This window comes from Agrobacterium sp. 22-210-1 (assembly GCF_053522525.1).
This window is the reverse complement of the sequence record NZ_JBNWCI010000005.1, coordinates 49,754-63,058: the sequence shown is the minus strand read 5'-3', so window position 1 is coordinate 63,058 and position 13,305 is coordinate 49,754. Positions and strand designations below refer to the sequence as shown.

Sequence of the window (13,305 nt, the reverse complement as noted above, 5' to 3'; positions counted from 1 at the left end):
ATGCGCCGCCTTGTTCATTTTTAGGGAAAAGCCGTTAGCGCCAGCCGAGAGCCGGCGCTACCTGCTTCAGGATCGTCTCGATCACATGGGCGTTGTAATCGACGCCCAGCTGGTTCGGCACGGTCAGGAGCAGCGTGTCGGCCTCGGCGATGGCTTCATCGGCTTTCAGCTGTTCGATCAGCGCTTCAGGCTCGGCGGCATAGCTGCGCCCGAAGATCGCACGCGTCTTGTCGTCGATATAACCGATCTTGTCGTCGCCTTCATTGCCGTAACCGAAATAGGACCGATCGCGATCGTTGACGAGCGCGAAGATGCTGCGGCTGACCGAAACGCGCGGTTCGCGGGCATGGCCAGCTTCCTTCCAGGCTTCCCGGAAGATACGGATCTGCTGCGCCTGCTGGACGTGGAAAGGCTCGCCCGTCTCATCCGTCTTCAGGGTGGAGCTTTGCAGGTTCATGCCAAGCTTTGCCGCCCACACCGCCGTTGCGTTGGAACTCGAACCCCACTAGATGCGCTCACGCAGCCCTTCGGAATGCGGTTCCAGGCGCAAAAGGCCGGGCGGGTTCGGGAACATCGGTCTCGGGTTCGGCTGCGCGAAACCTTCGCCCTTCAGAAGTTCAAGGAACACCTCGGTATGTTGCCGCGCCATATCTTCTTCGGTCTCGCCCTCGGCCGGGCGGAAGCCGAAATAACGCCAGCCATCGATCACCTGTTCCGGCGAACCACGGCTGATGCCGAGTTGCAGGCGTCCACCGGCGATGAGGTCGGCCGAGCCGGCATCCTCCGCCATGTAGAATGGGTTTTCATAGCGCATGTCGATGACGCCGGTGCCGATCTCAATGTTTTTCGTTCTGGCGCCGACGGCGGCCAGAAGCGGAAAAGGCGAGGCAAGCTGGCGGGCGAAATGGTGCACGCGAAAATAGGCGCCGTCGGCGCCGAGTTCTTCAGCGGCCACGGCAAGGTCTATCGATTGCAGCAGCGTATCGGCCGCCGAACGGGTCTGCGACTGGGGCGAGGGCGTCCAGTGTCCGAAGGATAAAAATCCGATCTTTTTCATGATGACCTTCCAGATGTCGGAGGATGCCGGCTTTCACAAACCGGCTTCGTTGTTGTCAGTCATATAGGCAACCGCACGCATCCTCCAATCCGCCACCCGTAAACACGGTGTCGCCGAAATGTGAACGATGGTCGTTTCAGGCAATCGTCCTGCGGTCGAGGATGAAGAGATTTTCGTGGGCGCGCGCAGTCGTCAGGATGAAATCCATCAGCGAGCGCACACGCGGCACATTGGCGAAATCTTGATGGCTGGTCAGCCAGTAACCGCGCCGCAGTTCCACTTCGTCGGCAAGAACCATCTGTAAATCCGGAAAACGGGCGGCGATGAAGTTCGGTAATATGCACAGGCCACGGCCGCTCAGCGTGGCGGTCAGCTGGGCGAAAATGCTCGATGATTGAAAGTTGGGGCGCAGGCCGGGCATCACGTCGCGCATATAATCGAGGCCCGGCGAAAAAATCAGGTCCTGAACGTAACCGATGAAAAAGTGGTCGGGCAAATCCTCACGCCGCGTGATTTTCGGCCGCCCCGCGAGATAGGAGCGTGAGGCGTAGATATGCAGCGTGTAATCGATGATCTGTTCGTTGATGTAGGGGCCGGCTTTCGGCGGATCGAGCGTGACGGCCACATCCGCTTCCTTTCTGGAAAGCGCCATGATTTGCTGGATCGTCACCATCTCCACCATGATGTGGGGATGGGTGGCGGCGAAGTCTTTCAGCCTCTCCACGAAGAAAAAATTGGAAAAACCTTCCGGCGCGCTGAGCCGCACCACGCCGCGCAGCAGGCTGCCGCTTTCGGAAATATCCGACTGCAGCCTTTCCGCTTCCGCCTCTATACGCTCGACCGTATCGACCAGCCGCCGCCCCACCGTCGTCAGTTCGTAACCACGCGGGTTTCGCTCGAACAGCTTGGTTTTTAGGGAGAATTCCAGCCGGTCGATGTGGCGGGAGACAGTGGCGTGGCTGGTGCGCAGGCTGCGGGCGGCAGACGAGAGCTGTCCGGTGCGGGCCACCGCCAGAAAATATTGCAGGTCATCCCAGGTAAAAGGCGTGGCCAATTCGGTCTCCCATTGCGAGTTCTGTTCAAAAATGAACAGTTCCTGTTCGAAATTTGATGATGCCGTGCTCTTGTGTCAACCGAGGAATTCGAGAAATCTAAAATGAGGATGCGTCGCTTTGAGGAGAGTGGCGTGACCGTTTCGATGCAGCACCCGCAACGATCGCCATGCGACTTCGTTCACTGTTGCACAGACAATCTGAGGCTCGCAATCATCTCTGGGAGGAGAAGTCATGCGCAAGAGTATCGTTTTATCCACGGCCATGGCACTGGCCGCCGGCACCGCCGCTTATGCCGCCGAGATTTCGGACGGCAAGGTCAAGATCGGTATCCTGAACGACCAGTCGGGCGTTTACGCCAACTTTGGCGGCAAGTACTCTTACGAGGCCGCGAAAATGGCGGTTGAGGATTTCGGCGGCAAGGTGCTGGATGCGCCGGTTGAGGTGGTGACCGCCGACCACCAGAACAAGGCGGATGTCGCCTCCAATATCGCCCGGCAATGGTATGACACCGAGCAAGTCGATTCGATCATGGAATTGACTTCGTCCTCGGTAGGTCTGGCCGTGCAGGCGCTGTCCAAGGACAAGAAGAAGATCACCATCAATACGGGTGCGGCAACCACCGAACTGACCGGCAAGCAGTGCAGCCCCTATGGTTTCCACTGGGCCTATGACACCTATTCGCTGGCGGTCGGCACTGGCGGCGCGCTGGTGAAGCAGGGCGGCGACAGCTGGTTCTTCCTGACCGCCGACTATGCTTTCGGTTATTCGCTGGAAGAAAACACCGCCAATTTCGTCAAGGCCAATGGCGGCAAGGTGCTGGGTTCGGTGCGGCACCCGCTGGCGACGACGGATTATTCCTCGTTCCTGCTGCAGGCGCAGTCATCGGGTGCGAAGGTCATCGGTCTTGCCAATGCCGGTCTCGATACCTCCAATGCCATCAAGCAGGCGGCTGAATTCGGCATCGTTGCCGGTGGCCAGCGGCTCGCCGCTCTTCTCTTCACGCTTGCCGAAGTGCATGGCCTAGGTCTTGAGGCGGCGCAGGGCCTGACGCTGACGGAAGGTTTTTATTGGGACCGCGACGATGAATCGCGCAAATTCGGCGAGCGTTTCAAGGAACGCACCGGCGCCATGCCGAACATGGTACACGCCGGCACCTATTCCGCCGTGCTGCATTACCTGAAGGCCATCGAAAAGGCCGGCACTGATGATGCCGATGCCGTTGCCAAGGCCATGAAGGAAATGCCCGTCAACGACGTCTTCTCGAAGGATGGCCATGTGGCCGCCAATGGCCGCATGATCCACGACATGTATCTCATGGAAGTGAAGAAGCCGGATGAGAGCAAGCAGCCGTGGGATTATTACAAGGTGCTTGCGACGATCCCCGGCAAGGAAGCCTTCATGGACCCCGCAAAAAGCGGTTGCCCGCTGGTAACGCAATAAAAGACTGAAGCAATAAAGGGGAAAGTTTCATGACGATCGCTCCCGCCCTCGCCGGGCAGGCGGAACCCAGCGTCGTGCTTTCGGCGCGCGGTCTCTCCAAGACCTTCGGCGCATTCGCGGCCGTGAAAAACGTCGATCTCGACGTCCACCATGCTCGCGTGCATGCGCTTATCGGTCCGAACGGCGCCGGCAAGACTACGGTCTTTAATCTGTTGACCAAGTTTCTCCAGCCGACAGGCGGGGCGATCACCTTCATGGGAACGGATATAACAAGGACGCCACCGGACAAGGTGGCGCGGCTCGGTCTCGTCAGGTCTTTCCAGATATCGGCGGTGTTTCCGCATCTGACGGTTCTGGAAAACGTGCGGGTGGCGTTGCAGCGGCCGAATGGCCTCGCAACGCAATTCTGGCTGCCGCTCTCGTCGCTCGACAGGTTGAATGCCCGCGCCGAGGAGCTGATCGCAACGGTTGGCCTGACAAGGGAAAAACATGCGCTTGCGGCCGATCTTTCTTACGGCCGCAAGCGGGTTCTCGAAATCGCCACCACACTGGCGCTCGATCCGAAGGTCCTGCTGCTGGACGAACCGATGGCCGGCATGGGTGGTGAGGATGTTGCCCATGTCGCCGAGCTTATCCGCGAGGTGGCAAAGACACGTGCGGTGCTGATGGTCGAACATAATCTGAAAGTCGTGGCCGATATCTGCCACCACGTCACTGTGCTCCAGCGCGGTGAAATTCTGGCGGAGGGCGATTATGCCGCCGTTTCCGCCGATCCGCGTGTGCGCACGGCCTATATGGGCACGGAGGAGGCTTGATATGGCGGCAATGCTCGAAGTCTCCAACCTGAAATCCTGGTACGGCGAAAGCCAGGCGCTGCATGGCGTCGATCTGACCGTCGGCGAAGGCGAAACCATCACCATTCTCGGCCGCAACGGCGTGGGTAAAACCACGACGCTGCGCACCATCATGGGCATCATCCGCAACCGCAAGGGCGTCATCAAGCTCGGGGGCAAGGATATGATGCCGGTGCCGCTGCATCGCACGGCAAAATACGGCATCGGTTTCGTGCCAGAAGAGCGCGGCATCTTCGCGACGCTGAGTGTCGAGGAAAACCTGAAGCTGCCGCCCGTCGTCGCATCCGGCGGCATGACGCTCGATGAAATCTATGAACTGTTCCCCAATCTCCATGAGCGCCGCATGAGCCCCGGCACGAAGCTTTCCGGCGGCGAGCAGCAGATGCTCGCCATGGCGCGCATCCTGCGTACCGGCGTGAAGGTGCTGCTGCTTGATGAGCCGACGGAGGGACTTGCCCCCGTCATCGTCCAGCGCATCGGCGAGGTGCTGCAAAAGCTGAAGAGCCGCGGCATGACCGTGGTGCTGGTGGAGCAGAATTTCCGTTTCGCAAGCCGTATCGCCGACCGCTTCTACCTCATGGATCACGGCCAGATGGTCAGCAACTTTCCGGTGGCTGAGCTTTCCGGCCGCATGGGCGAACTCAATAAAGTGCTGGGGGTTTAACGATGACGATGATCTTCGGCATTCCAATTCAGGCCCTGCTGGGGCAATTGCTGATCGGCCTTATCAACGGCTCGTTTTATGCCCTGCTGTCGCTTGGCCTTGCCGTCATTTTCGGGCTTTTGCGCGTCATCAATTTTGCGCATGGGGCGCAATACATGCTCGGCGCGTTCGTCGCCTTTCTCGGCCTGCAATATTTCGGCATCAATTTCTGGGTCGCGCTGGTGGTGACACCGCTCGTCGTTGCGCTTTTCGGCGCGATCGTCGAACGGTTCCTGCTGTCGCGGCTTTATGATCTCGATCCGCTTTACGGGCTGCTTTTCACCTTCGGCCTCGCGCTGGTGGTGGAGGGCACGTTCCGCTGGCTTTACGGCGCTGCCGGTCAACCCTATTCGGTGCCGCGTGAGCTGGCGGGCGGCACAAATCTCGGCTTCATGTTCCTGCCGAACTACCGCGCCTTTGTTGTCGTCATTTCGCTGGTCGCCTGCCTTGCCACCTGGGCGCTGATCGAAAAGACGCGGCTCGGCTCCTACCTGCGCGCCGCCACCGAAAACCCGACGCTGGTGCAGGCTTTCGGCATCAACGTGCCGGTGCTGCTGACGCTGACCTACGCGCTGGGTGCCGGCCTTGCCGGGTTCACCGGGGTGCTGGCAGCACCGATCTATCAGGTCTCGCCGCTGATGGGCACCAATCTCATCATCGTCGTCTTTGCCGTGGTCGTCGTCGGCGGCATGGGGTCGATCATGGGGGCCATCGTCACGGGTTATATGCTGGGCATCGCCGAAGGGCTGACCAAGGTGTTCTACCCGGAAGCCTCCAACATCGTCATCTTCGTCATCATGGCCTTTGTGCTGCTCATCCGCCCCGCCGGACTTTTCGGAAAGGACGCCTGATATGTCCAAAGCCACCCATAACCCCACTGCCGGTGCGATGCCGCAGACGGAAGTTTCGACGACTGCGGGAACAATCAAGGCTATTCTCATACTGGCGGGGCTCGCCGCTTTGATCGCCGCGCCGATGTTCGTTTATCCGATCTTTCTGATGAAGCTCCTGTGCTTTGCGCTGTTTGCCTGCGCCTTCAACCTCTTGATCGGTTATACCGGGCTGCTGTCCTTCGGCCATGCGGCGTTTTTTGGCGGCGCCGCCTATTTCACCGCCTATTCGGTGAAGGAATGGGGCGTGACGCCGGAGATCGGCCTTGTCATCGGCATGGCGGGTGCTGCCCTTCTCGGACTTGTCATCGGCTTTTTCGCCATTCGCCGCCAAGGCATCTATTTCGCCATGATCACGCTGGCACTGTCGCAGATGTTCTATTTCTTCTGCCTGCAGGCGCCGTTCACCCATGGCGAGGATGGCCTGCAGGGCGTGCCGCGCGGCCATCTCTTCGGCCTTCTCGATCTCAATGCGCCGCTCAATATCTATTACACGGTGCTGGCCGCCTTTGTTCTGGCACTTCTGGTCATCTGGCGCTTCGTCAATTCGCCCTTCGGCATGATCCTGAAATCGATCCGCGAAAACGAGCAGCGCGCCATTTCGCTGGGCTACAGCGTGCAGCGTTACAAGCTTGGTGCCTTCGTCATGTCGGCGGCGCTTGCCGGCCTTGCGGGCGGTCTGAAGGCGTTGGTCTTCCAGTTCGCGACGCTGACTGACGTGACCTGGCAGATGTCCGGCGAAGTGATCCTGATGACGCTGCTCGGTGGTATCGGCACCATGATTGGCCCGATTTTTGGCGCGGGCCTCGTCGTCACCTTGCAGAACTATCTCGCGACATCGGATTTCCCGGTCACCATCATTACCGGCCTTGTCTTCATGGCCTGCGTTCTAGTGTTCCGGCGCGGTTTGATCGGCGAATTTTACGCGTCGCGGCTTGGGAGAAAACTCGGCTTCCAGCACCGCGGCTAGACATTTTTGAAAACACTTGAACTGCCTCCTCCGCATCCGGGACGGTGCGGCAAGGCTGGCGTATGGAGAAAAATATGGGCGAATATGACTATATCGTCATCGGAGCGGGGAGTGCCGGATGCGTCCTCGCCAACCGCCTTTCGAAAGATCCGAGCAACCGAGTGCTGCTTCTGGAAGCGGGCGGCAATGACAATTACCACTGGATCCATATTCCAGTCGGTTATCTCTATTGCATCAACAACCCGCGCACCGACTGGTGTTTCAAGACGGCGGAAGAGCCGGGCCTTAACGGCCGCTCGCTGATCTATCCGCGCGGCAAGGTTCTGGGTGGCTGCTCCTCCATCAACGGCATGATCTATATGCGCGGCCAGGCGCGCGACTACGATATGTGGCGGCAGCTCGGCTGCGAGGGGTGGGGGTGGAACGACATCCTGCCCTATTTCCTGAAGTCGGAGGATTTTTATCGCGGCAAGAACGAGATGCATTCCACCGGCGGTGAATGGCGGGTGGAAAAGGCCCGCGTGCGCTGGGATGTGCTGGACGCCTTCCAGAAGGCGGCGGGTGAGGCGGGTATTCCCGCGACCGATGATTTCAACCGGGGTGACAATGAAGGCGCCGGTTATTTCGACGTGAACCAGCGCGCCGGCTGGCGCTGGAACACGGCCAAGGCCTTTCTGAAGCCCGCACTTGGTCGCAAGAACCTGACGGTTCTGACCAAGGCCCATGTCAAGCGTCTCGTCATCGAGGAGGGCCGGGTCACGGGCGTCGAGTTTCACCATGACGGCGTCTTGAAAAAGATGCGGGCACGGCGCGAGACGGTGCTTTCCGCCGGCGCGGTCGGCTCGCCGCATATTCTGGAGCTTTCCGGTGTCGGCCGTGGCGATGTGTTGCAAGCCGCCGGTATCGATACGGTGGCGGAGGTTCAGGGTGTGGGCGAGAACCTGCAGGACCATCTGCAGCTGCGCATGGTCTATAAGGTTTCCGGTGTTCTGACGCTGAATGAAAGGGCCTCCACCCTGTTCGGCAAGGCGAGGATCGGCCTCGAATATGCGCTGACGCGCTCCGGGCCGATGTCGATGGCGCCGAGCCAGCTTGGTGTCTTCACCCGTTCCTCGCCGGAAAAGGAAACCGCCGATCTGGAATATCATGTCCAGCCGGTTTCGCTCGACAAGTTTGGTGATCCGGTTCACACTTTTCCGGCCATTACCGCAAGTGTCTGCAATCTGCGGCCGGAAAGCCGCGGCTCAGTGCATGTGAAAGGACCGGATTTCGCCATGCAGCCGGAAATCCGCCCGAACTACCTATCGACAGAAGGCGACCGCCAGGTGGCCATCGATTCCATGCGGCTGACGCGCCGCATCGTCGCCCAGCCGGCCTTTGCCCGGTTCAAGCCGCAGGAATACAAGCCGGGGCCCTCTTTCGAAAACGACAATGATCTTGCCAAGGCGGCGGGCGATATCGGCACCACCATCTTCCACCCCGTGGGCACGCTGCGCATGGGGTCGGATATGGAAAGCGTTGTCGATAACAGGCTGAAATTCCGCAGGCTCGCCGGGCTGCGTGTCGCCGACGCATCGGTGATGCCACGCATCACATCCGGAAATACCAATTCCCCGACGATCATGATTGCCGAAAAGGCTGCCGACATGATCCTTGCGGATAATCGCTGAAAGGAGCGCTCCGATGAAGACCGTCGCTTTTATCGGGCTGGGACATATGGGCCTGCCCATGGCCGCCAATCTCGTCAAGGCCGGATATAACGTCAGGGGTTACGATCTTTCCGACGCCTGCCGCGCGGCGGCGAGAGAGGCGGGCATTCCCGTTGCCGCGGGTTCCGCCGAAGCCATCGAAGCGGCAGAGGTGATTATCACCATGCTGCCGAAGGGCGAACATGTGGTTTCCGTCTATGGCGATCTGGTCCGGAAAATCCCTGCCGGAACGCTTCTCATCGATTGCTCGACGGTGGATATGGAAAGCGCCCTGAAGGCGCATGAGCTGGCCGCTTCCGCCGGTTGCCCCTCGGTTGATGCGCCTGTTTCCGGCGGCACGGGCGGGGCCGCGGCCGGCACCCTGACCTTCATGTGCGGCGGCGAGGCTGCGGCCTTCTCTGCGGCAAAGCCGGTGCTGGAAGCGATGGGCAAGAAGATCGTGCATTGCGGCAAGGGCGGCAACGGCCAGGCGGCCAAGATCTGCAACAACATGATCCTCGGTATTTCCATGATCGCTGTTTCCGAGGCCTTCGTGCTGGGTGAAAGGCTCGGCCTTTCGCATCAGGCGCTGTTCGATGTCGCCTCCACCTCTTCCGGGCAATGCTGGTCGCTCACAACCTATTGCCCGGTGCCGGGACCGGTGCCGACATCGCCCGCAAACAAGGATTACCAGCCCGGATTTGCCGCGGCCCTGATGCTGAAGGATCTGAAGCTTTCGCAGGAGGCGGCGAATGGAGCCGGGGCTTCCACCCCGCTCGGTGCGGCGGCAGCGGCGCTTTATGAGAACTTCGTCGGCGAGGGCGGCGGCGGGCGCGATTTTTCCGCCATCGTCGAAATGCTGCGCGGGAGCGAGGCATGACGGACGCCGCGCCATCTGACATCTTATGGGTGCCACCGGAGAAGAGGCTGGAGCGCTCGGCGCTTTTCGCTTTCGCGACGACAACGGCAAAGCTGCACGGGCAGGCCTCTGATGATTATGCCGGCCTGCTGCGCTGGTCCATCGACGCGCCGGATGAATTTTACGATGCGTTGTGGGATGAACTCGGGATCATCGGCACACGCGGCGACGCGGCGTTCAAACCGGGAGCGACGATCCGGGAGGCTGAGTTTTATCCGGGCGCAAGGCTCAATTACGCCGAAAACCTGCTGCGCGATGCGGATGAGCGGTTAGCCATCATCGCCCATCGCGACGATGGCACACGGCGTGAGATAAGCCGCAGGCAGCTTTATGAGGATGTATCCCGTCTGGTGCAGGCGCTCCTCCATGCGGGCGTGAAGGAAGGCGACCGCGTCGGGGCCATCGTCACCCATGATATCGAGGCGATCGTCAGCTATCTGGCGGTCAGCGCCATCGGCGCCATCTGGTCGTCCTGCTCACCGGATTTCGGCCCGGCAGGCGCTTCCGACCGGCTGTCGCAGATCGATCCGAAAATCCTCATCGCCGTGCCGGAATATGGTTATGCGGGCAAGCGCATCGATGTCGGACCCACCATCCGCGCCGTGGCGGAAAGTGCGGCTCCTGAAAAGATCGTGTTGATCGGCGATGCCGTTCCCGAAGGCCTTGCCGATCTCGGCTGCGTAACGCTCACGGATTTCGTCGCGCCTTATGCGGCGGGCGAGATCGCCTTCAATCGGCTGCCCGTCAAGGCACCGCTGGCGATCCTTTATTCCTCGGGCACAACAGGCAAGCCGAAATGCATCACCCATTCCGGCGGCGGGCTGCTTCTTCAGCACATGAAGGAGCTGAAGCTGCAATGCGATATTCAGGAAGGCGAGCGCTTTTTCTATTTCACTACCTGCGGCTGGATGATGTGGAACTGGCAGGTGTCCGGCCTGGCGCTTGGCGCAACGCTCGTGACCTATGACGGCAATCCCGGTTATCCCAACCCTGCGCGGCTGATCGATCTCATCGATGCCGAACGGATCGCGACCTTCGGCACTTCGGCCAAGTTCATTGACGCCTGCCTGAAGGCCGGACTGAAACCGCGTGAAAGCCACGATCTTTCATCGCTGCGAACAATCCTTTCCACCGGCTCACCGCTCATCCCGCAATCCTTCGGTTATATCTATCGCGACTGGAAGGCGGATGTGCATCTCGCCTCCATTTCCGGCGGCACGGATATCTGTGCCTGTTTCCTCGGCGGCAATCCGCTGCAGCCGGTGCATCGCGGTGAATTGCAGGGTGCGATGCTCGGCATGGATATCGACACGCTGGATGATGAGGGGCGTTCCGTTCGCGGCGTTGCCGGCGAGCTGGTCTGCCGCAATGCCCATCTGTCCATGCCGGTCAAATTCTGGGGCGATGAGGATGGGTCGCGGTATCAGGCGGCCTATTTCGACCGCTTTCCCGGCATCTGGGCGCATGGCGATTTTGCCGAAATGCGCCCCTCCGGCGGATATGTCATTCATGGGCGCTCGGACACGACGCTCAATCCCGGTGGGGTTCGCATCGGCACGGCTGAAATCTACCGGCAGGTGGAAACCGTGCCTGATGTGGAGGAGGCGATTGCCGTCGGGCAGGATATCGACGGCGACCAGCGGGTCATCCTCTTCCTGCGCATGAAGGGTGGCGTGGCCCTGACGGAAGAGCTGGAAAAGACCATCCGCAACCGCATCCGTTCGGGCGCGACGCCACGGCATGTACCGGCAAGGATCATTGCCGTCAGCGCCATTCCCCGCACCCGTTCGGGCAAGATTTCCGAAATCGCGGTGCGCGATACCATTCATGGCCGGCCGGTGAAAAATGCCGATGCGCTCGCCAATCCCGAAGCGCTCGAACTTTTCCGCAACCTGCCGCAGCTGAAGGACTAGGCCGATGGAGGACCAACCGAAAACCGTGCTCGTTACGGGTTCCACCAGTGGCATCGGGCTCGCCATCGCCAAACGTTTCGCCGAGGCGGGATTTCTGGTCGCGGTGCATGGCATAGAGACGACGGAAGAAGCGACGCAGGCCCTGGAGATGGTTGCGAAGGTGGCGCGGCACAGGCCGGTCTATTTCTCAGCCAATCTCGCGCATTATGACGAGAGCGCGCATCTGCCGGAAACCGTTATCGCCGAGTTCGGTCGCATTGACGTGCTGGTCAACAATGCCGGCATCCAGAAGGTCGCACCGATTGACGAATTCGATTTCGCCGACTTCTCCCGCATTGTCGCCATCTCGCTGGACAGTGCCTTTCACACCATCCACGCGGCCCTGCCGGGCATGAAGGAAAGGGGCTGGGGCCGCATCGTCAACATCGCTTCCGCCCATGGTCTGCGCGCCTCACCCTTCAAGGGGCCTTATGTGGCGACCAAACATGCCGTGGTGGGGCTGACGAAAAGCGTGGCGCTGGAAGTGGCCGAACTCGGCATCACCTGCAACGCCATCTGCCCCGGTTATGTCTGGACGCCGCTCGTGGCCGCACAGGTTGCCGATCAGGCGCGGGTGCATGGCATGAGCGAGGAGGATGTGGTGAAAAAGGTGATGCTTGCGCCGCAGCCGACCAGGCAATTTGTGCAACCGGAAGAAGTAGCGGAAATGGCGCTTTATCTTGCGGGCGATATGGCGCGGTCGATCACTGGAACGACTATTTCCATCGACGGCGGCTGGACCGCGAAGTAATTTCTGCCAGCATGTTCTGCGAAGCCGCCTCGCTTCCTTGCTGCATTATTCTGCGATTTTCCATTCCATAGCTTTGTGGGACGCTGAAACGTGAAGATTTATGCTGCTGATCTGACATTTTATGGCGTATTATTAGCACAATCGGACTATTCGCTGTGGTTGTGGCGCAATAAGGGGTGCACATTCCCGGCGAACATGCCAGAGTGCGGACACTGTTTTTAATTGATCTATTTTCCTGATAATTATGATGTTGAGAATTTTTACTTTTCTGGAGATTCTGCCGGTATGGCGCAGCCGTCGCGCTGCGGCAAAAAAATATCGGGCTGCCAGTGGTCATTCCGAATTTGGCGGCGTGCGGCCGCCTGTGCGGTTGAACCAGACCCCTGCCGGCACCGCGAGCGCTGGGACCTTCCCGGACGCGCCGGGTGAAACGGCGGATGCCGATGTCTGGCGGACAATCTCCTGGCTGGGGCTCAGGCACAGCTTCAGCGCGATCGAGACGACCCCCTGTCCAGATATGGATATGCCTCGTCCGGCCGAGTGTAACTGAAGGCTCTCTCTTCTGTCTGGAACAAAACCGTGGCCCTGCGGATTAAATTGACAGGTTACAGGGAGTAAAAGACATGGCCAGAGAAAATGCCAGCTATCTCCACGGTCGGGACGCTCCGAAAAGGGAGACGGCAACCCGGGCGCGGCAGGGGTCCAGAGGACGGCCGGTTCTTGTCATTCTGATCGTCAGCTTTCTTCTCGCGCTGGTCGTCTGGGCGGTTGTTGAATATTCGGTTTTTGAGCCGGATGAAAACCGTCCGCAAAGCGCGCAGACCGAGACCGCACCTGTGCCGCAGCAGCCTTCCGGCTCCGGAACCTTCGACAACAACCCTGCAAATGGCCGTGTAGCGCCGCCCGCTTCCACCGACACAAACCCCTCGCGGCAGGACTCGACGGGGGCGCCACAAAACCCATAGCGACCATGACGTGAAATTTTTCACGACAAATGAATAGTTTGTGTGGAACCAGATTGGCCCC

The 13,305-nt window shown here is 60.0% G+C and carries 11 protein-coding genes and 1 pseudogene; 10 read left to right on the top strand and 2 right to left on the bottom strand.

The genetic code is table 11. The features are described 5' to 3' along the window. Positions 1-34: 34 nt before the first annotated feature. Positions 35-1,057, bottom strand: a pseudogene (locus ACQZ5F_RS24165) (LLM class flavin-dependent oxidoreductase). A 136-nt stretch (positions 1,058-1,193) separates the two neighbouring features. Further along, entirely contained in the window at positions 1,194-2,111 is a 918-nt protein-coding gene (locus ACQZ5F_RS24160; protein ID WP_046802135.1) for a LysR family transcriptional regulator, read from the bottom strand. Positions 2,112-2,343: 232 nt separating this feature from the next. Here ACQZ5F_RS24160 and ACQZ5F_RS24155 point away from each other — a divergent pair, with 232 nt between their 5' ends. The 10 genes from ACQZ5F_RS24155 to ACQZ5F_RS24110 all read left to right on the top strand — a co-directional run bounded on the left by ACQZ5F_RS24155 (position 2,344) and on the right by ACQZ5F_RS24110 (position 13,244). Continuing rightward, the gene (locus tag ACQZ5F_RS24155) at positions 2,344-3,552 is read left to right on the top strand and encodes an ABC transporter substrate-binding protein (protein ID WP_110759122.1); all 1,209 of its coding nucleotides are present in this window, start codon (positions 2,344-2,346) and stop codon (positions 3,550-3,552) included. 29 nt (positions 3,553-3,581) lie between these two features. Beyond that, positions 3,582-4,367 carry an ABC transporter ATP-binding protein gene (locus ACQZ5F_RS24150; RefSeq protein WP_046802133.1) on the top strand — a complete coding sequence of 262 codons (786 nt, stop codon included), beginning with the start codon at positions 3,582-3,584 and terminating at the stop codon, positions 4,365-4,367. Between the two features lies 1 nt (position 4,368). Then, complete coding sequence (locus ACQZ5F_RS24145) at positions 4,369-5,070, top strand: ABC transporter ATP-binding protein (RefSeq protein ID WP_046802132.1); 702 nt, start codon at positions 4,369-4,371, stop codon at positions 5,068-5,070. Positions 5,071-5,072: 2 nt separating this feature from the next. Then, on the top strand, positions 5,073-5,960 hold the full coding sequence (locus ACQZ5F_RS24140; protein WP_046802131.1) for a branched-chain amino acid ABC transporter permease: 888 nt from the start codon (positions 5,073-5,075) through the stop codon (positions 5,958-5,960). A gap of 1 nt (position 5,961) precedes the next feature. Then, positions 5,962-6,969: a branched-chain amino acid ABC transporter permease gene (locus ACQZ5F_RS24135; protein ID WP_046802130.1), complete on the top strand. Its 1,008-nt coding sequence runs from the start codon at positions 5,962-5,964 to the stop codon at positions 6,967-6,969. Between the two features lie 74 nt (positions 6,970-7,043). Then, the gene (locus tag ACQZ5F_RS24130; protein ID WP_225338115.1) at positions 7,044-8,639 is read left to right on the top strand and encodes a GMC family oxidoreductase; all 1,596 of its coding nucleotides are present in this window, start codon (positions 7,044-7,046) and stop codon (positions 8,637-8,639) included. Positions 8,640-8,652: 13 nt separating this feature from the next. Then, entirely contained in the window at positions 8,653-9,537 is an 885-nt protein-coding gene (gene mmsB, locus ACQZ5F_RS24125; protein ID WP_225338114.1) for a 3-hydroxyisobutyrate dehydrogenase, read from the top strand. Further along, entirely contained in the window at positions 9,534-11,489 is a 1,956-nt protein-coding gene (locus tag ACQZ5F_RS24120) for an acetoacetate--CoA ligase (protein ID WP_225338113.1), read from the top strand. The genes mmsB and ACQZ5F_RS24120 overlap by 4 nt, the downstream gene beginning before the upstream one ends. Positions 11,490-11,493: 4 nt before the next feature. After that, positions 11,494-12,279: a 3-hydroxybutyrate dehydrogenase gene (locus ACQZ5F_RS24115; RefSeq protein WP_225338112.1), complete on the top strand. Its 786-nt coding sequence runs from the start codon at positions 11,494-11,496 to the stop codon at positions 12,277-12,279. Positions 12,280-12,902: 623 nt separating this feature from the next. After that, entirely contained in the window at positions 12,903-13,244 is a 342-nt protein-coding gene (locus ACQZ5F_RS24110; RefSeq protein ID WP_225338111.1) for a flagellar basal body-associated FliL family protein, read from the top strand. Positions 13,245-13,305: the final 61 nt, after the last annotated feature.